Origin of the sequence: Vibrio sp. Isolate23 (genome assembly GCF_022398095.1) — a bacterium.
Lineage (GTDB): Bacteria > Pseudomonadota > Gammaproteobacteria > Enterobacterales > Vibrionaceae > Vibrio > Vibrio coralliilyticus_A.
Genome location: NZ_JAKEUV010000004.1, coordinates 41,252 through 60,750, shown reverse-complemented (window position 1 = coordinate 60,750; position 19,499 = coordinate 41,252). Strand labels below are relative to the sequence as shown.

Genomic DNA, 19,499 nt, shown 5'->3' with positions numbered 1-19,499 from the left:
TCCTAACGTTTCTGTTTAGTAATGCTCACCATTGTCGTAGTAGGCTTTGGCATCCAGAGCGGTAAAAATCACCGCGACATCCACATCTTCGCCAATCATCCCACGCACTTGCTGAGTAATAATCGCTGCGACAGCGTCCTGAGTTTGCTGTCCACGATAAAACCACAATACCTCAACAAACGGATACGCCTGACTCACCTCACCTTCATGATAAAACGTAGTGTAGATGTACTCGAATGTGAAATCTTCACGAGGGCAATCCATGTGTGGCTGCAGCTCATCAATCAGAGATTTCGATAAGGTTTGAACCGTTTGCGGCTCGACAGCACGAAAACGTAAATGTGGCATAGCTTGCTTCCTTAATTGTATTTTTATCTATCATAACAACTCCGATGACAATGTCTTGTACCGAACGGGGTCTTAGTATTGCTCTATAAAACAAAAGGCCGCTGAACAATCAGCGGCCTTTCTCATAGCATACGTTTTGCCTTATGGCATTTCGTCAAATTCTGCGCCTTCTTTCTCAACTTGAGGAGGCATCAGGTGTTCTTTGGTGATACCCAGTTTCAATGCCAGTGCCGAAGCCACATAGATTGAAGAGTATGTACCCACAGTGATACCCAATAGAAGTGCGGTAGCGAAGCCATGAATCATAGCACCACCTTGCGTAAACAGGGCAATCACCACAAACAAGGTAGTACCGGATGTAATCAAGGTACGGCTCAACGTTTGCGTGATTGAGCTGTTCATGATTTCAGCAGGTTCGCCTTTGCGCATCTTACGGAAGTTTTCACGGATACGGTCAAATACAACAATGGTATCGTTAAGCGAGTAACCCACTACCGTCAGCAAGGCTGCCACAATCGTCAGGTCAACCTCGATTTGCATCAATGAAAACACACCTAGCGTAATGATAACGTCGTGTGCCAGAGCAAGTACCGCACCAGCCGCTAAACGCCATTCGAATCGCACCGAAACGTAGATCAAGATACAGATCAGAGAAACTAGGATCGCTAAACCACCGGCTTCCGTTAGCTCGTCACCCACATTCGGGCCAACGAACTCGATACGACGCATTTCTACATTTTCACCCGTACCGTCTTTGATTGCACTTAAGATCTGGTTTCCTAGTGTTTCACCTGCCACATTATCACGAGGACGCAAGCGAACCATCACATCACGGGCACTACCAAAGTTCTGTACCGTGGCGTCGCCAAAGCCTTTCGCATCGAGGGCACTACGGATCTCTTCCAAATCAGCAGGTTGCTCAAAGCCAACTTCAATCAGCGTACCGCCTGTAAAGTCTAACCCCCAGTTCAACCAATTGGTAGACAGAGTAAAAATCGATGCACCAATCATCAGCACCGACAATAGAAACGCAAACTTAGACCAACGCATAAAGTCGATCATTTTGTCTGCTTTTAGAACCTGAAACATAATAATTCCTAGCCTTAGATCGACAGTTTGTTGATGCGTTTACCACCGTACATCAGGTTCACGATACAGCGCGTACCAATGATGGCAGTAAACATAGACGTTAAGATACCGATAGACAACGTCACTGCGAAGCCTTTGATTGCACCCGTACCTACTGCAAACAGAATGATGGCAGTTATCAAGGTAGTAATGTTGGCATCGGCGATAGTACTAAATGCGTTCGCGTACCCCTGATGAATCGCTTGCTGAGGACTACGTCCATCACGCAGCTCTTCGCGTATCCGCTCGAAGATCAGCACATTGGCATCGACCGCCATACCGACCGTCAGAACAATACCGGCAATACCAGGCAAGGTCATCGTCGCGCCCGGAATCATCGACATCACACCGATAATCAACACAAGGTTAGCCATTAGCGCTACGTTGGCAATCAAACCAAACTTACGGTAGTACATTAGTGTAAACAGCATGACCGCTACCATACCCCAAATCATCGCCTGAATACCCATATCGATATTCTGTTGCCCCATAGAAGGACCAATGGTTCTTTCTTCAACGATAGAAATTGGGGCAATCAGAGCACCTGCGCGAAGCAATAACGCTAAGTTGTGTGCTTCAGCAGCGGAATCAATACCTGTGATACGGAAGTTACGCCCCAAGGCAGATTGAATTGTCGCTTGGTTAATTACTTCTTCATGCTTAGTAAGAATGACTTTGCCTTCTGGAGTACGACGACCACTGTCTTTGTACTCGGCAAATACCGTTGCCATCAACTTGCCAATGTTCTTCTTCGAGAACGCAGACATCTTGTTACCACCTTCGCTATCTAGCGAGATGTTAACTTGAGGGCGGCCATATTCATCAACGCTTGAGCTCGCATCTGTGATGCTAGAACCACCTAGGATTACACGTTTTTTAAGCACAACTGGACGACCATCGCGGTCTTGCTTGATTTCACTGCCCGCTGGCGCTCGGCCTCTTGCTGCAGCTGCGAGATCCGCTTTATCATCGACTTCGCGAAATTCAAGTGTTGCTGTCGCACCCAGAATTTCTTTCGCACGTGCCGTATCCTGAACACCTGGCAGTTCAACAACAATACGGCTTGCACCCTGACGCTGAACAAGTGGCTCAGCCACACCCAGTTCGTTTACACGGTTACGCAGAATAGTAATGTTCTGCTCAACAGCGTAGTTACGAATCTCAGTAAGGCGTTGCTCTGTAAAAGTAGCAGTCAAGGTGAAACGGCCATCTGCATCTGAATCAACAAACGTCATATCAGGATGATTTTGTTGCATTATGCGTTTAGCGTCCGCAAGCTGAGTTTCGTTGCGTAAGCGAATTTCCACCGCATCTTTACCCAAAGTGCGAATCGTACGGTAGCGAATATCCGCTTCACGTAGTTCACTACGGAAAGCTTCTTCCTGTTGGCCGACCAGTTTCTCCATCGCAGCGTCCATATCTACTTCCATCAGGAAGTGAACACCACCGCGCAGGTCAAGGCCGAGCTTCATTGGCGCAGCGCCAACCGCTTCTAACCAATCAGGGGTAGCAGGAGCTAGGTTGAGAGCAACAATTTTGTCTTTACCCAGAGCTTCATTGATGACATCACGAGCACTGATCTGAGTGTCGGTATCGTTGAAGCGTACAAGAATGGATCCATTTTCGAGAGCAATGGATTTATGAGATAAGCCCTTTTTATCAAGAGCTTCAGTGACAGAATCCAGCGTTGACATATCTACAGAGGCGCCACGCGCCCCTGTAACTTGAATTGCCGGATCTTCACCGTAGATATTTGGAAGTGCATACAATGCTGCGATAGCGATGGTAAACACCACCATCAAGTACTTCCATAACGGATAGCGGTTAAGCACAGCGAGGATCCTTTAGCTGTTTTATAGAGACTTCAGCGTACCTTTTGGTAGCACTGCAGTAACGAAATCTTTCTTGATCACAACTTCGTTATTCGTGTTTAGCTCGATTGAGATGTAGTCGTTGTCTTCTGCAATCTTAGTGATTTTACCCACTAGGCCACCGCTAGTCAGAACTTCATCACCTTTGCCCATGGAAGACATCAGGCTCTTGTGCTCTTTCACGCGTTTAGCTTGTGGACGGTAAATCATGAAGTAGAAAATTACCGCGAACATACCAAGCATGATTAGCATTTCGAAACCGCCGCCTGCTGGTGCACTTTCTGCTGCGTAAGCTGGAGAAATAATCATTAAAACAATCCTCTATTATTTTTTATTAATATTCCAAGTTGGGCCTACGCTTTTGAGTTTCAAGAGAAAGAGTGACTATTAGAGATCACTCTCTCAAAAATTCACTGCGTCTGCCTACTTTATTAGCAAAAGCCTCTGGCGGAATGCCAAAGGCTTTAATTCTTTTATCTAGTCAATTACTGCTCTTTCGCCAGTGGTGGCACTTCGCGACCACGACGCTCATAGAACTCTTTGACAAACTCATCAAAGCGATCTTCATCAATCGCCTTACGGATACTTTCCATCACACGTTGGTAGTAACGCAAGTTGTGAATGGTATTCAGGCGAGCACCTAGAATTTCATTACAGCGATCTAAGTGGTGTAGGTACGACTTAGAGTAATTCTGACAAGTGTAACAGTCACACTCTGGATCCAATGGTGTTGTATCCGTTTTATGTTTCGCATTACGGATCTTGATCACACCACCAGTCACAAATAGGTGACCATTACGGGCATTACGCGTTGGCATTACGCAGTCAAACATATCAATACCGCGACGTACACCTTCTACTAAATCTTCTGGTTTGCCAACACCCATTAAGTAACGAGGTTTGTCTTCCGGAAGCTGTGGACAAGTGTGCTCAAGAATACGATGCATGTCTTCTTTTGGTTCGCCAACAGCCAAACCACCGACAGCGTAGCCGTCAAAACCGATTTCCGTCAGGCCTTTCACCGAGACATCACGCAGGTCTTCGTAAACGCCGCCCTGAACGATACCAAATAGGTTGTTCTGATTTTCTAGCTTATCGAAATGATCACGTGAGCGCTGAGCCCAACGCAGCGACATTTCCATCGACTTCTTCGCTTCTGCGTGCGTCGCTGGGTATGGCGTACATTCATCGAAGATCATCACGATGTCAGAACCAAGGTCTTTTTGGATTTCCATCGACTTCTCTGCGTCCATGAAAATCTTGTCACCGTTTACAGGGTTACGGAAGTGTACGCCCTCTTCAGTGATCTTACGGATGTCACCTAGGCTGAATACCTGAAAACCGCCTGAGTCTGTCAGGATAGGACCGTGCCAGTTCATGAAATCGTGCAAGTCGCCATGCATTTTCATGATTTCCTGCCCCGGACGTAACCAAAGGTGGAAAGTGTTACCAAGAAGAATCTCAGCACCTGTGCCTTTAACTTCTTCAGGCGTCATACCTTTAACAGTACCGTAAGTACCAACAGGCATAAACGCAGGTGTCTGAACAGTGCCACGTTCAAAGGTCAGTTGACCACGACGTGCAACACCATCTTTCTTCTTAAGATCAAATTTTAACTTCACGAAGCCTCCAATTGTCAGAGAAACAGTCTGACGATATTTTCGGGGTTATCCCCATTAGGGAGCGGTCGCCTTCCATGCGAGATACAAATCAACCTATTGATTTGCGTCCTAGCTTACTGCTAGCACTCGTAAATAACTCAATTTAAAAAAGCTGACTAGCGTAAGAGGCAGCTAGTCCATTGTTTTCCTGATGAACATCGAATCACCATACGAGAAGAAACGATACTTGTTTTCTACCGCATGTTTGTACGCGTTCATCGTATTTTCGTAACCTGCAAATGCACTGACCAACATGATCAGTGTCGACTCTGGCAGGTGAAAGTTAGTGATTAAACAATCCACTAACTGATATTCGTAACCTGGGTAGATAAAGATTTCAGTATCACCAAAGAATGGCGCAAGCGTAGTACCTTTCTTCAGTGCATCCTGAGCAGCACTTTCTAGGGAACGTACCGATGTTGTACCCACTGCAATGACTCGACCATTGCGCGCTTTGGCAGCGTTAATCGCATCCACCACTTCTTGTGGTACTTCCACATACTCTGCGTGCATGTGGTGATCGTTGATGTTGTCGACCTTAACCGGTTGGAATGTACCTGCGCCTACGTGAAGCGTCACATAAGCAAACTCAGCACCTTTCGCTTTCATTTTTTCAAGCAAAGCTTCATCAAAATGCAAACCTGCTGTTGGCGCCGCTACTGCGCCTGGTTTTTCGTTGTAGACCGTTTGGTAACGCTCTTTATCTGAGTCTTCATCAGGGCGATCGATATAAGGAGGGAGCGGCATATGGCCAATCTCTTCCAATACCGCTAAAACGTTTTGTTCTGCATTAAATTTCAGCTCAAACAAGGCATCATGGCGGGCAACCATTTGTGCTGAGTACTCGTCGTTCTCACCAATGAAAATGGTTGAGCCCGGTTTAGGCGATTTAGAACAGCGCACATGAGCCAGAATACTTTTTTCATCCAGCACACGCTCCACCAATACTTCCAGCTTACCACCTGACTCTTTACGGCCGAACATACGCGCAGGAATCACACGAGTATTATTGAAAACCACGAGATCGCCTGGCTGTATTTGCTCAAGCACATCGATAAACGTGCCATCGTTAAGCTCACCGCTGTTGCCGTCGAGTTGAAGCAAGCGGCTAGCAGTTCGCTCTGGCTGAGGGTAACGAGCAATAAGCTCATCAGGTAAATCAAAGTGGAAATCGGATACTTGCATGTTACTAATCTTTTGTCGTGATTTCTTAATGTCGTGATGGAAGTCGAACTGATTCTGTCACAAACAGACGACGAGTTTTTCGCAGCCGACTAGTATATTCCCCACCAGCTCAATAGCAAGGATTGAGGTGTGAATTATTGTAATCCGTATTGAATTAATTTGAGTGAGCAAGAGGGCTGTAAATCTGGCTGGATTCTCTGTACACAATTCGCCACATTATTTTCAAGGTTATCGGAATGAAAATCTATCCAGCTCTCATACTGCCAAGCAGAAAGTTACTATATTAAGAGAGAACAAAACAATAACTCAGGAGGCAGCCATGATAAAAGTCGAAGATATGATGACGCGCACCCCTCATACGTTACTGCGCTCACACCAACTTGCCGACGCTAAACACACCATGGAAGCACTAGATATTCGCCACGTCCCCATCGTCGATGCTAATCAGCAATTACTGGGCGTGGTTTCTCAACGTGACGTGTTGGCCGCACAAGAATCAAGTTTACAAAAAATTCCCGAAAATCAGTCATACACCTTAAACACACCACTGTATGAAGTAATGAAAACCGGTGTCATGACAGTTTCTCCTCAAGCTGGGTTGAAAGAAAGCGCCATCTACATGCAGAAGCACAAGGTTGGCTGTCTACCTGTGGTCGAAAAGGGTCAGTTAGTCGGTATTATCACTGACAGTGACTTTGTTGCCATCGCTATCAATTTGCTAGAACTGCAAGAAGAAGCCGAACCTGAAGAAGTTGAGTGATAGCCAAAAAAAAAGAGCCTCATAACTTATTATGAGGCTCTTTGTAGTCAAAGAGTGTTTGGTTGTTTCAGAATCCAAAACTGTACGCATGTTCATCGTTAATTTCTAATTGTATTTTATATACGTTAACAAACACTAACTCATTTCTGCAAAGTTGTACTGAAATTTTCTCGACTAGCATTGCTCATCTGTTATTATTTTTAACTATATAAACAGGCGCTAAATAAAATCATCCTTACCTAAGAAATAAGATTTGTTCCTCTTAATTTTATATTCATCTCTTACCCCTTTTATAACACCGAATCCAAAGACGATGTTTAAAGATGAGAATGAAAATAACAAATCAAAGTAGTCTGAATTTTCATTATGTTGGGAATGAAAAACCACATTCAACTCCCTAAGGGGAACAAAGCTTTCCGACCATGCGACAACTATCCCTCCAATGGACAGCAGCATAATGGTACATATAAACAAACAGTAACGCTTCGCTTGTGCTAAGTTAGTTGGTAAAAAGCAATTATCAAACCAAGCAACTATTACTGCTGTTGGAAAAACCACTGAGCTAGCAAATAAAACAGCCCAATAAATCATATTTATCGAAAGGCATAATTCATTTTCGATTACCTCGGACACTAATTCTGAATGTTTAATAATGGTGCAGTATCCATAGGTGTCAAATTGATACACTGTCCATATTGCAAACCCAAAAAAACATGCTCCACCTACGCACAGTATTTTTTGTATAGTTTTTTTTATCATAAATTTCAGGCTCACTTAGAAATTCACTAACGTCATTTTGAACGTAGGTGTTATCGAATACACCAGATGAGGAAGTATTTGAACGCTTTCCTTGTTACTGTCTCTGTTTGAATCTGTACTACTTTCAGTAGGCGCATCAACTTTCGATGAAGAAACACCCGCATGCGCAATGGAACAGGGTATGATACTCATTACACTTCTTGAATGGCATAGATTGGATCCATGCTACCAACCAGTTCACTCCCCCCTCCTTAAATAAAATGTTAGACAATATTACATACTCTGAAACAAGAGAAACTACTGAGCAGGAAGAAGAATAAATAAAAGCTATCAACTAGTAGGAAAAAAATGCCATATAACAACATATTGAGGAATGCAGATTGTTATTATCAAATAATAAAAAAACAACAAATAATTTATGTGATGAATGAGACTTTTGAGGCGTGCGAGGAATTTATATTAATTATAATGATACAAATAATAATATCTGAATAAAAAAAGAGCGACTTAATGTCGCTCAAAGCATGTCAAAGTTTATGCCTAAACAGAATATCGATGACCGAAGGCTAGTAAGTAATAGCCTTGGTCATCATGATAGGGATACTTTAGAACTGGTCCTCTTCTGTTGAGCCAGTCAGAGCCGTGACTGATGAGCTACCACCTTGGATGGTGTTGGTCATCTTATCGAAGTAACCTGTCCCCACCTCTTGCTGGTGAGCAACGAAGGTGTAGCCTTTCTCTGCTGCCTGGAATTCAGGGCGCTGTACTTTCTCAACGTAGTGGCGCATACCCTCACCTTGTGCGTAGTCATGCGCAAGTTCGAACATGTTGAACCACATATTATGAATACCCGCTAGTGTGATGAACTGGTACTTGTAGCCCATGTCAGATAGCTCTTGCTGGAATTTAGCAATGGTTTCTGCATCCAAGTTCTTCTCCCAGTTGAAAGAAGGAGAACAGTTGTACGCAAGCAGTTGGTCTGGGTATTCAGCGTGAATCGCTTCTGCGAACTTACGCGCTTCTTCCAGACACGGAGTTGCCGTTTCACACCAGATAAGGTCAGCGTATGGTGCGTAAGCTAGGCCGCGAGAGATAGCTTGGTCAATACCTGCACGTACACGGTAAAACCCTTCTTGAGTACGCTCACCGACAATGAAGTCTTTATCGTACGGATCGCAGTCCGAAGTCAGTAGGTCTGCCGCGTTTGCATCCGTACGAGCAATAACCAGTGTAGTGGTACCTGCTACGTCAGCAGCTAGACGTGCAGCAACTAACTTCTGGACTGCTTCTTGAGTCGGAACCAGAACCTTACCGCCCATGTGACCACATTTCTTCACGGATGCTAGCTGGTCTTCAAAGTGAACACCTGCCGCTCCTGCGTCAATCATCGACTTCATTAGCTCGTAAGCATTGAGCACACCACCAAAACCGGCTTCGGCGTCTGCAACAATTGGTAGGAAGTAATCGATACCGCCTTCATCCGCCGGTGATTTACCGCCAGACCATTGGATTTGGTCCGCACGACGGAATGAGTTGTTAATGCGCTTAACCACTGAAGGCACTGAGTCAACTGGGTAAAGTGACTGGTCAGGGTACATGGTCGATGCAGTATTGTTGTCAGCCGCTACCTGCCAACCCGATAGGTAAATCGCTTCAATACCCGCTTTCGCTTGCTGCACCGCTTGACCACCTGTCAGTGCACCCAAACAGTTTACGTAGCCTTTCTTAGCATCGCCGTTGACCAAAGACCACAGTTTGTCCGCACCGCGCTGTGCAATTGTGTTGGCTGGCACCATCGAACCGCGCAGTTCTACGACTTCTTCTGCTGTATATGGACGCTTTACATTTTTCCAGCGTGGGTTAGTTGCCCAGTCTTTTTCAAGAGCTTCGATTTGTTGGCGGCGAGTTAAATTAGTCATCGGTCTATCCCTCTTTTGATGTGCGCTGCTATTTGTTGACAATACGGGCGCTGTTTTTATTTTTCTCTGGCGGTACATCCTTCTCCGCCTCGAAATGTTCACGTTACTGATGTTGTTATTGATTCATTAGTCCAGATAGTCATAACCTGGAATGGTTAAAAAGTTCGTGAGTTCGTCGCTGGTGGTCAATCTGGCCATCAGTTCAGCCGCTTCTTCAAAACGACCCGACTGATAACGCTCATCTCCAACTTCTTCTTTCACGACGTCAATTTCTTCACTAAGGTACTGCTCAAACAAGGCTTTGGTTACCACCTGACCATTGTCGAGCGCTTTTCCATGCTGAATCCATTGCCAGATAGAGGCTCGAGAAATCTCTGCCGTTGCGGCATCTTCCATCAAACCGTAGATAGGGACACAGCCATTGCCAGAGATCCAAGCTTCAATGTACTGAAGTGCCACTCGAATGTTGTGGCGCATGCCCTGCTCTGTTCGTTCTCCTTGGCAAGGCGCGAGCAGATCATTGGCAGTAATTGGCGCATCGTCTGAGCGGGAAACATCAAGTTGATTGGTTCTCTCACCCAGAACACTGCCAAACACTTCCATTGCTGTATTGGCCAATCCAGGGTGAGCTACCCAAGTGCCGTCATGACCGTTATTTGCTTCCAGTGATTTATCGTTTTGAATTTTGTCGAGAACCTTTTGATTCTCCTGTGGATCTTTTGCTGGAATGAATGCTGCCATTCCCCCCATTGCAAATGCACCACGACGATGACAGGTACGAATAAGTAAACGCGAATAGGCATTTAAGAACGGCTTATCCATGGTCACAACCTGACGATCCGGAAGGACACGATCTGGGTGCTTTTTCAGTGTTTTGATATAGCTAAAGATGTAATCCCAGCGGCCGCAGTTAAGACCAACAATATGTTCTTTAAGCGAAAATAGGATCTCATCCATTTCAAACACGGCTGGCAGTGTTTCAATCAGCACGGTGGCTTTGATAGTACCTGTGTCTAGGCCAAAGTAATCCTCAGTAAAATGGAACACTTTGCTCCACCACTGTGCTTCTTTATGCGATTGCAGTTTTGGTAGGTAGAAGTAAGGGCCGCTGCCCTTTTTCATTAGCGCTTTGTAGTTATTGTAAAAATAAAGCGCAAAGTCGAATAAAGCTCCCGGAATGATCTCACCATTAAACGTCACGTGTTTTTCTTTTAGGTGTAAGCCACGCACTCGGCAGATCAAAACCGCTGGTTCATCCTTCAACTCATATTGCTTACCATTAACCGGGTTGGTGTAACTGATGTTGCCCTCTACCGCGTCACGCAGGTTGATTTGACCATCCAACACCTTGTCCCATGCGGGGGACATCGAGTCTTCAAAGTCCGCCATGAACACTTTCACGTTCGCATTCAGCGCATTAATCACCATTTTACGGTCAGTAGGACCGGTGATTTCTACGCGGCGGTCTTGCAGATCTTGAGGGATCCCGAGAATTTTCCAGCTACCTTCTCTGATATCTTGTGTATCTTCGAGAAAGTCTGGCAGCTCACCGGCATCGATACGAGCTTGCTTTTCTTCACGCTGAGCAAGCAAGGTATCGGTCTCACTGGCAAACTGAGCACACAGAAGAGATAAAAAGGTTTGGGCTTCAACAGGGAAAATCGCCTGATGTTCTGGTGAAAGGGTACCAGTCACTTCAAGCATGCCTTCTTGGTGTAAAGTTTCTTGGGCTTCAGCTGTTGTTTTTTCTCTATCTGGTGTGTTGGCAAGCATATTCTTCTCTTCCTTTAACGCCCCGATACAACGACGATGTTTTGGGGTTGTATCAGTGGTTGCTCGAATTTTCGAAGAGTTACATTTGTAACTATAAAACAACAATCAAACATCCTAATTGATTACTATCTTCTTCGTTTATTTTGTCTTATGAACTCTACCTTGGCTAACTTGGTTTGCCTTTTCAATCTAGACATAAGTCTTACAGAGCCTTCATTTAAACTACACCAACATACGGTAGAGCAAAAGACCTAAAGCAGCCTTTAAACTAAATTCAAAGTTTTATTCCGCTGCCTATAAGTTGTTGATTTTGATCACCAAAATGTAACCATTTACGTAATTTAATTACAGTAAAATTAAAGCTGTAAAACCGTTTCAAACACACGTTTAACTTACGAGTGAGTTAGGCACCGCTTTATCAGCAAGGGATTTCATGGCTATTGCGTAGGTAGGTCAAACAGAGTATTTTTAGTGAGTAGTAAAATTGACACTGTGAAATTTCACAATTTAATGAAAGCTTCATTAAGATTTCTTTGTAAAATTTTACAAGTTAAAGTTCACCAACAGAATAAAATGCTAAAAAGCACACTAAAACTAGTGTGCTTTTGGAAGGTATCATCGAGATTTGGTCTAATACTTAACGCTAAAGCAGCTCTGACACGACTTGTGCCAGTTGATTAAAAGTATTCACTCTTGAAGAGCTGGGGCGCCAAACTAATCCAATGTGACGATGCGCTTGCTGCCCTGGAGCGTCTACAACCACCAAATTCTGGTTATCGAGCAGCCCGTGATCGATCGCCATCTGAGGGATAAAGGTGGTTCCTAACCCATTGGCAACCATCTGAACTAAAGTATGTAAACTGGTTGCTGAAAATGGGTTAATCTTCTCTTTCTTAGTCAGCTGGCAAGCAGAAACGGCATGTTCTGTTAAACAGTGTTCTTTTTCCAGTAAGAACACAAACTCATCAGGTAAGTCATCGTACTTAATTGGGGTCTGAATCGCGTCGGCCTGATTGCGGCTGATGATCATTCGAAAGGGGTCATTGCCGACGATTTTACTTTCCATGCCATCTATATCAACTGGCAAAGCTAAGATCAGTACATCTAATTCACCATGGCGCAGCGCCGCCAGTAAATTGGTTGTAGTGTCTTCTCTTAACAGTAAATTCAGCAATGGGAAACGCAGGTTCACTTCCTGCACCAAGTCACCGAGCAGAAAAGGCGCAATGGTTGGAATACAGCCAACACGCAGTTGTCCTTCCATTTCATCTCCCTGACAAAGACGACCAAGTTCCACTAGATCTTGTCCTTTTGCCAGAAGTTCACGCCCTTGTTGGACAACTTGCTCTCCCGCCAGTGTAAACACTAATGGGCTTTTCTTATCTTTCTTCTCATAAAGCGGGCAACCAATCAGCTCCTCGAGGTTTTGAATACCTTTACTGAGCGTTGACTGACTCACGAAGCACCGTTCCGCCGCCTCACTAAAGTGGCGTGTTTCGTGAAGGGTAATCAAATAATGTAATTGCTTGAGACTAGGCCACTTATTCATAATTTTATATGTAACTCTTACTCATCCAGTGATCGAAGGAATGATTTATCTATCATCGCTTTTTTCGATTAACTCAATCTATTTATTTCGCTTTTTTCAATACTACTATCTGTACTATAGTTTGTCGCGTACAAACACGGACCAAACCTAAAACTCATAGTTTGGTTTGGAACTAACCATATATTTTAGGAGCAAAAAAATGGTACTAGTAGGTCGTCAAGCCCCAGATTTTACTGCTGCAGCTGTTCTAGGTAACGGTGAGATCGTTGATAACTTCAACTTTGCAGAGTTCACTAAAGGTAAGAAAGCGGTTGTTTTCTTCTACCCACTAGATTTCACTTTCGTTTGCCCATCTGAGCTAATCGCATTCGACAACCGTCTAGCTGATTTCCAAGCTAAAGGTGTTGAAGTAATTGGTGTTTCTATCGATTCTCAGTTCTCTCACAACGCATGGCGTAACACTGCTATCGAAGATGGCGGTATCGGTCAAGTTAAGTACCCACTAGTTGCTGACGTTAAGCACGAAATCTGTAAAGCATACGACGTTGAGCACCCAGAAGCAGGCGTTGCTTTCCGTGGTTCTTTCCTAATCGACGAAGAAGGCGTTGTACGTCACCAAGTTGTTAACGACCTACCACTAGGCCGTAACATCGACGAAATGCTACGCATGGTTGACGCTCTAAACTTCCACCAGAAGAATGGTGAAGTATGTCCTGCACAGTGGGAAGAAGGTAAAGCAGGTATGGACGCATCTCCAAAAGGTGTTGCCGCTTTCCTATCTGAGCACGCAGCAGACCTAAGCAAGTAATTTTGCTTTCGCACCCAAGCTCAACGGGTGTCTTGGTTGGACAATATAAAGCGAAAAAGCAAACGCCAATCAGTTTAAAGTAAAGTCTTTATTTAAAGAGCCCGAAACTCAGTTTCGGGCTCTTTTTATTTTGCTTTCACACTCAATAACCATTATCGCCCTCACAACTTCCCTATATAGATAAAAAGACAAAATATCGCTAAAGAGACAAAACGTATCGACCTACAGACTTTATCTGTTTCCGCTCTTTAAAGTCGAAAAAGCTCTCTTTATGATGAACTCAACTGATTTGGAGGAAGAGATAACTCTTCCTGACTGACGATTACTACACGGAGATTCAACATGGCTTACTTTTCTCTAGCCTTCGGTACGGCAACCAAAAACCGCGATGGAAAAATCATTGAAGCATTTTTCCCGAACCCAGTTCTTAACCCGTCGGACGCACTAGTAGACGCTGTCTCAAAAGTAGCGGGTTACGAGCAAGGCAACCAAGCGATCGAAATCTCTGCGGCACAAAGTGCAGAACTTGCTGGTGTATTCGAAGCAAACGGTGATGCTGCAAACGCCTCATTCGCAGCTAAAGCAGCAGAGTCTTCACAACCGCTGGTGCTAGTTATTCTAGCAACTGATGAGAAGCCAGCTTCTGTAGCTGAAGGCTTCCTTAAGCTACAACTGATCTCTAACCGCCTAGTTCAACCTCATGGTACTGTGCTTGACGGTATCTTCGGTCTACTACACAACATTGCTTGGACTAACGAAGGCCCTATCGATCTGCCAGAACTGGCTGACCGCCAAATCGAAGCACGCCTAGCAGGCCGCAACCTATCTGTCGATTGTGTCGACAAATTCCCTAAAATGGTCGATTACGTGGTACCTGCTGGTGTTCGTATCGCTGATACTTCACGCGTTCGCCTTGGAGCTCATGTTGGTGAAGGCACAACCGTTATGCATGAAGGTTTCATCAACTTCAACGCGGGTACAACGGGTGTAAGTATGGTTGAAGGCCGAATCTCTGCTGGCGTTGTAGTTGGTAACGGCTCTGATATCGGTGGCGGTGCTTCAATCATGGGTACACTGTCTGGTGGTGGTTCGGTTGTCGTTTCTATCGGTGAAAGTTCACTGCTAGGCGCGAACGCAGGCCTTGGTTTCCCACTGGGCGATCGTTGTACTGTTGAGTCTGGTCTGTATGTCACTGCGGGTGCTAAGGTTCGCATGCTAGATTCAGAAGGCAATGAAGTAGAAGTGGTGAAAGCACGCGACCTAGCTGGCGTGTCTGACTTGCTGTTCCGTCGCAACTCAGTGACTGGTCAGATTGAATGTCTGGCGAACAAAACGGCAGTAGAGCTGAACTCTGAGCTACACAGCAATAACTAAGCTGGTAGCCGAACAGAAAAAGGGTTGATGTGTATGCATCAACCCTTTTTCTTCTAAGTGAATCTCATAGCGCGCGAATGCAGCCGTTACCTACTTAACCAGGATGACCATCGACTCTCGCTTTTAGCAACATAGGGCCAAACTTAATCACATACAGAGTAAAAGCCAGTACCCATAACAGCCCGCTGATATCGATCATCAACATCATTTGAGCTGGCCACAGAACCACACCAACGCTGCGAACTAGCGCAGCAGTCGTCAGCATAGCGAATGCTAACGCCATGCTTGGCCCCCGATAAATGGCTCGCCCAGTATGCCCCATGGTGACACGAGCTATCATCGCCAGTATCAAACCACCGAGCGCCCCTATAGCAAACAGATGCAACATATTGTGGCCTGCAAGTGGGTTATCGAGTAACCCTCTCAATAATAGGCTGACTGGAATACATAAGTAAGCTAAGTGCAGTGCCCACACTAACGGCTCTTTAACAGTGCGCCACGGCTGCCATCTCATCACACGTACTAAATGCGCTAAGCCGGAAATGATCATCAGAGAAGGCCCAAGCTGAGCAAAAGTGACGGGGAAAAAGCTCAGAATAAATAAACTGACCAGAGGTAGGTTTGCCGTCCATTCTAGCCAAGTCATCGGCTGTGGTTTCTCAAAATTAAACCGCCGCGCAGTGAAGAATGGGATCACTCGCCCGCCCATCACTGACAGTAAAATTGTAAACCACCACAACATTGCCTGCCAGACCGCCGAAGAAGGAAACGGCGGCATCCCCTTAATGGTCGCGTAGCTGGCAAAGTTCGCCACAATCGCTAAAACAAACAAAGGCACAAAGAACAGATTTTTCCACCCTTTGACTTTGATTACTCGGCTACCAACTTCATACGCTGAAAAAGCGATAAACAGAGCCTCGATCGATGAAATCAACCACAAAGGGGCAGGTGTCCAAAACAGCACACGCGGAAGTAGCCACAAGCCAACCAGTAGCGCCAATCTATGGTGCTTGGTGCCATTGATTCCCGTCCAGTTTTGCACTGCGGTCAAGACAAACCCCACCACAATCGCCATCGAGAAACCAAACAACATCTCATGCACATGCCACCACAAAGCAGGCACCCTTAACGCCGCTGGCTGGCCGTTTTGAAACATCCATACCCACAAGGCGACAGCAATAACAGCGTAAACGGCCCCGAGTAAAAAGAAGGGCCGAAATCCCAAACGTAAAATCGGCGGAATGGCTTGTTCGACTTTTTTGTCAGTAATATTGAGCACTATGGTCACTCCAAATATTGAATCTAACTCTAAAAAGCAATATCCATTCCAGTCTTAAATCAACCATAACTCAACAGATTAAACATAAAATCATGTCTTTATGACTCTTTATTAAAGATACAAAAGAAAACACAGAGGTCATAAAGACATAATTGGTAATTTAAAGGTTTTTGACATGTTTAATGAACCGAAATCACCTAAAAATAGAGTTACCAAACTCCAGTTTCTAATATTTTTACTTTCAAACAAAAGGATAAAAAAGACAATAATAAACATAAATAACTGATATTAAATAAATTAAACGGAAATTATTCAATTAATCACAGTTAGATCAATTATTGAGTAAGATCACATTCCAAATTCATAGTTACAATAATTTAGTAAATGCATTTCTAATACACTAAATTTTGTTGACCGTTTCCTCCACAATCACCCTCAGATAAAACAACAAGTTCCGCACAGTTCGGAACCAATCGGGGTAAACGAGATGATCACAGATTTAATCAATAAAGAGTTGATTTGCTTAGATCTCCAGGCAACAACCAAACAGGAAGTGTTCGAAGAACTGATCGACCTACTAAGTAGCAACCACCGCATCAGTGACAAAACTCAATTCCTCAACGACATTCTGGCTCGAGAAGATGTTGGTAATACTGGTTTTGAAGACGGCGTCGCACTACCACATGCCAAAAGTGCCGCGGTTTCCAAGCCCGCTGTCGCGATTGGTATTAGCCGCCAGGGGATAGAGTACGGCGCGGAAGACGGTCTACCGAGTAAGCTATTCTTTATGATTGCCTCTCCTGATGGTGGTGCCGATCATCATATCGAGGTGCTGGCTGAACTCTCTTCAAAACTGATCGAAGACGGATTTATCGAGCAATTTATGCTGGCTAGCTCTGCTGGAGAGGCATTGGAATTACTGCTCGCCAAACCACGAAGTCAGCAAGATAACCCTGAAACTCATCAAGGCTTTTTAATCGGTGTTACCGGCTGCCCAGCAGGGGTCGCGCACACTTACTTAGCTGCCGAAGCCTTAGAGAAAGGTGCCGCTGAACTTGGCTATCAAATCAAAGTTGAAACCAATGGTTCTATAGGGGTAAAAAACACGCCGAGTGCAGAAGAGATAGCTCAAGCTGATGCTATCATTGTCGTCTGCGATAAACAGGTTGATATGAATCGTTTCACTGGGAAAAAAGTCATCATAACCAACGTCAAAGCTCCAATCAGCGATGCCAAGGGATTGATAGAAAGAGCGCTACAAGCGCCACTCTATACAGCGAGTGAAGAAAACCAAACGACTGAAACAGCCTCTTCGAATGCACGTAGTGACTTATACCGCTACCTGATGAATGGTGTTTCGCACATGATTCCATTTGTGGTCACAGGAGGCCTGCTGATCGCACTCGCGCTGGCCATTGGCGGCGAGCCAACGTCAGCGGGCATGGCAATTCCTGAAGGCAGCATGTGGCAAAAGGTCCTAGATGTCGGTGTGGTTTCATTCACCTTGATGATCCCTATCTTAGCCGGTTATATCGCCTATGCGATTGCAGATCGTCCAGGTCTCGCACCAGGATTAATCGGTGGCTGGATTGCGAACAATGGTTCTTTCTATGGTGCGGAAGCTGGCACAGGCTTTATCGGAGCCATCGTTGCAGGCCTACTGGTCGGCTATTTTGTCAAATGGCTGACGAGTATCAACTACCATAAATTTATTCAGCCATTGGTGCCTATTATGATTGCACCAATACTAGGATCTTTGTTTATCTCCAGCCTGTTCATCTTCGTCATTGGTGCCCCCATTGCAAGCTTAATGGATAGCCTGAATGCGATGTTAGTCAGCATGAGTACCGGCAGTGTCATTCTGTTGGGAATTGTCTTAGGTAGTATGGCTGGTTTTGATATGGGTGGGCCGTTCAACAAAGTCGCATTCTTGTTCTCTGTCGGCATGATCGCCAGTGGTCAGACGCAATTTATGGGCGCTATGGCGTGTGCGATTCCTGTAGCACCTCTTGGTATGGGTCTAGCCACTTTCCTTGGTCGTAAATTCAATCTATTTGAAGAATCAGAAATCGAAGCTGGTAAAGCGGCTGGCGCCATGGGCCTAGTCGGTATTTCAGAGGGGGCAATTCCCTTTGCCGCGCAAGACCCAATGTCTGTGATTCCTGCTAACGTGCTTGGCTCTATGGTAGCAGCCGTAATGGCATTCTCATTTGGCATCACCAACAGCGTCGCACACGGTGGTCCGGTTGTCGCACTACTTGGCGCTATGAACCTACCATTGATGGCACTAGTTTGTATGGCGGCAGGTACCGTCGTGACCGCCCTGACCTGTATTTCACTTAAGAAGATGCGTAAAGCGAAAGCACAGCTAGCAACCGCTTAATCATTTAAGCACCTTAAGCGCCATCCACCTATTTTGCGCGCTATTCAGACCCCGTTTTTACGGGGTCTTTTCTTTTGTGATAAAAACCTTTAGGTTATTTGTTGAACACAGAAGGAAAATACATGGCAATTTACATCTTTGGCTACGGCAGTTTAATGAACTCCGCATCGAGACAACTGACGGGAAAAACCGCCCAAGCTTTACCTGCCATCGCTCACGGTTTCAAACGCTACTGGGGTAAAGTGGATGACAGTTATATCCTTTCGCCGCTGGTCGTAAATCAAGGCGAAGGTTTAGTTAATGGCGTATTACTCGAAATCAGCGAAGATGAGCTAAGTGAATTTGATGTTCGCGAACGAGGCTACCATCGAGTGGAAGTCCCCCATTCACAGCTTGAGTGCGATAACCCGTTTCATGCCAATGATCAGGTATGGGTGTATATCAAAGACAACCCAGAGCCACCATGTAGCCTGAGCCCTATCATGCAAACCTATGTCGATACCGTATTAGCAGGGTGTCTGGAGATTTCCGAACCATTTGCCAAACAATTTATTCAGCACACCATCGGCTGGCACTTCCCACGAGAAGACGACCGGCATGCGCCTAAGTATGGCAACCTCGCCGGGGTAGAAGAACACCATTATCCGGTGATTGATAAACTAACAAAGGGAGCGTAATGCTCCCTTCCTCTATTCGCTAGAA

Annotated in this window: 16 protein-coding genes; 5 read left to right on the top strand and 11 right to left on the bottom strand. The window is 45.2% G+C overall.

All coding sequences use genetic code 11. The features are described from left to right. Positions 1-15: 15 nt before the first annotated feature. The 6 genes from L1D31_RS12435 to queA all read right to left on the bottom strand — a co-directional run bounded on the left by L1D31_RS12435 (position 16) and on the right by queA (position 6,193). Entirely contained in the window at positions 16-348 is a 333-nt protein-coding gene (locus L1D31_RS12435; protein WP_239837437.1) for a DUF1904 domain-containing protein, read from the bottom strand. Positions 349-489: 141 nt separating this feature from the next. Continuing rightward, entirely contained in the window at positions 490-1,437 is a 948-nt protein-coding gene (gene secF / locus L1D31_RS12430) for a protein translocase subunit SecF (protein ID WP_239837436.1), read from the bottom strand. Between the two features lie 14 nt (positions 1,438-1,451). Next, positions 1,452-3,308, bottom strand: coding sequence for a protein translocase subunit SecD (secD, locus tag L1D31_RS12425; protein ID WP_345772839.1), 1,857 nt, complete (start codon positions 3,306-3,308; stop codon positions 1,452-1,454). A 21-nt stretch (positions 3,309-3,329) separates the two neighbouring features. Continuing rightward, positions 3,330-3,656, bottom strand: coding sequence for a preprotein translocase subunit YajC (gene yajC / locus L1D31_RS12420; RefSeq protein ID WP_006959758.1), 327 nt, complete (start codon positions 3,654-3,656; stop codon positions 3,330-3,332). Positions 3,657-3,832: 176 nt separating this feature from the next. After that, positions 3,833-4,969, bottom strand: a complete 1,137-nt coding sequence (gene tgt, locus L1D31_RS12415) for a tRNA guanosine(34) transglycosylase Tgt (RefSeq protein WP_019274130.1) — start codon at positions 4,967-4,969, stop codon at positions 3,833-3,835. Between the two features lie 171 nt (positions 4,970-5,140). Further along, positions 5,141-6,193, bottom strand: a complete 1,053-nt coding sequence (gene queA / locus L1D31_RS12410; protein WP_239837435.1) for a tRNA preQ1(34) S-adenosylmethionine ribosyltransferase-isomerase QueA — start codon at positions 6,191-6,193, stop codon at positions 5,141-5,143. Positions 6,194-6,512: 319 nt separating this feature from the next. On the opposite strand from queA, the gene L1D31_RS12405 reads away from it, so the two are divergent. Further along, positions 6,513-6,953, top strand: a complete 441-nt coding sequence (locus L1D31_RS12405; RefSeq protein WP_239837434.1) for a CBS domain-containing protein — start codon at positions 6,513-6,515, stop codon at positions 6,951-6,953. 219 nt (positions 6,954-7,172) lie between these two features. Here L1D31_RS12405 and L1D31_RS12400 read toward each other — a convergent pair whose 3' ends face one another. The 4 genes from L1D31_RS12400 to L1D31_RS12385 form a co-directional block, all read right to left on the bottom strand. Beyond that, positions 7,173-7,727, bottom strand: a complete 555-nt coding sequence (locus L1D31_RS12400) for a hypothetical protein (protein ID WP_239837433.1) — start codon at positions 7,725-7,727, stop codon at positions 7,173-7,175. Between the two features lie 590 nt (positions 7,728-8,317). Next, complete coding sequence (gene aceA / locus L1D31_RS12395; RefSeq protein WP_239837432.1) at positions 8,318-9,631, bottom strand: isocitrate lyase; 1,314 nt, start codon at positions 9,629-9,631, stop codon at positions 8,318-8,320. Positions 9,632-9,757: 126 nt separating this feature from the next. Continuing rightward, positions 9,758-11,404, bottom strand: a complete 1,647-nt coding sequence (gene aceB / locus L1D31_RS12390; protein ID WP_239837431.1) for a malate synthase A — start codon at positions 11,402-11,404, stop codon at positions 9,758-9,760. A 643-nt stretch (positions 11,405-12,047) separates the two neighbouring features. After that, on the bottom strand, positions 12,048-12,953 hold the full coding sequence (locus tag L1D31_RS12385) for a hydrogen peroxide-inducible genes activator (protein WP_239837430.1): 906 nt from the start codon (positions 12,951-12,953) through the stop codon (positions 12,048-12,050). A 199-nt stretch (positions 12,954-13,152) separates the two neighbouring features. Here L1D31_RS12385 and L1D31_RS12380 point away from each other — a divergent pair, with 199 nt between their 5' ends. Both L1D31_RS12380 and dapD read left to right on the top strand, forming a co-directional pair. Then, positions 13,153-13,761 (top strand): peroxiredoxin C, encoded by a 609-nt coding sequence (locus L1D31_RS12380; protein ID WP_239837429.1) that lies wholly within the window; start codon positions 13,153-13,155, stop codon positions 13,759-13,761. A 342-nt stretch (positions 13,762-14,103) separates the two neighbouring features. Further along, the gene (gene dapD / locus L1D31_RS12375) at positions 14,104-15,135 is read left to right on the top strand and encodes a 2,3,4,5-tetrahydropyridine-2,6-dicarboxylate N-succinyltransferase (RefSeq protein WP_239837428.1); all 1,032 of its coding nucleotides are present in this window, start codon (positions 14,104-14,106) and stop codon (positions 15,133-15,135) included. Positions 15,136-15,229: 94 nt separating this feature from the next. Here dapD and L1D31_RS12370 read toward each other — a convergent pair whose 3' ends face one another. Further along, positions 15,230-16,414, bottom strand: coding sequence for an NnrS family protein (locus L1D31_RS12370; protein ID WP_239837427.1), 1,185 nt, complete (start codon positions 16,412-16,414; stop codon positions 15,230-15,232). Positions 16,415-16,901: 487 nt separating this feature from the next. Here L1D31_RS12370 and L1D31_RS12365 point away from each other — a divergent pair, with 487 nt between their 5' ends. Both L1D31_RS12365 and L1D31_RS12360 read left to right on the top strand, forming a co-directional pair. Then, positions 16,902-18,797 carry a fructose-specific PTS transporter subunit EIIC gene (locus L1D31_RS12365; RefSeq protein WP_239837426.1) on the top strand — a complete coding sequence of 632 codons (1,896 nt, stop codon included), beginning with the start codon at positions 16,902-16,904 and terminating at the stop codon, positions 18,795-18,797. Between the two features lie 122 nt (positions 18,798-18,919). Further along, complete coding sequence (locus L1D31_RS12360; protein ID WP_239837425.1) at positions 18,920-19,474, top strand: gamma-glutamylcyclotransferase family protein; 555 nt, start codon at positions 18,920-18,922, stop codon at positions 19,472-19,474. Positions 19,475-19,499: the final 25 nt, after the last annotated feature.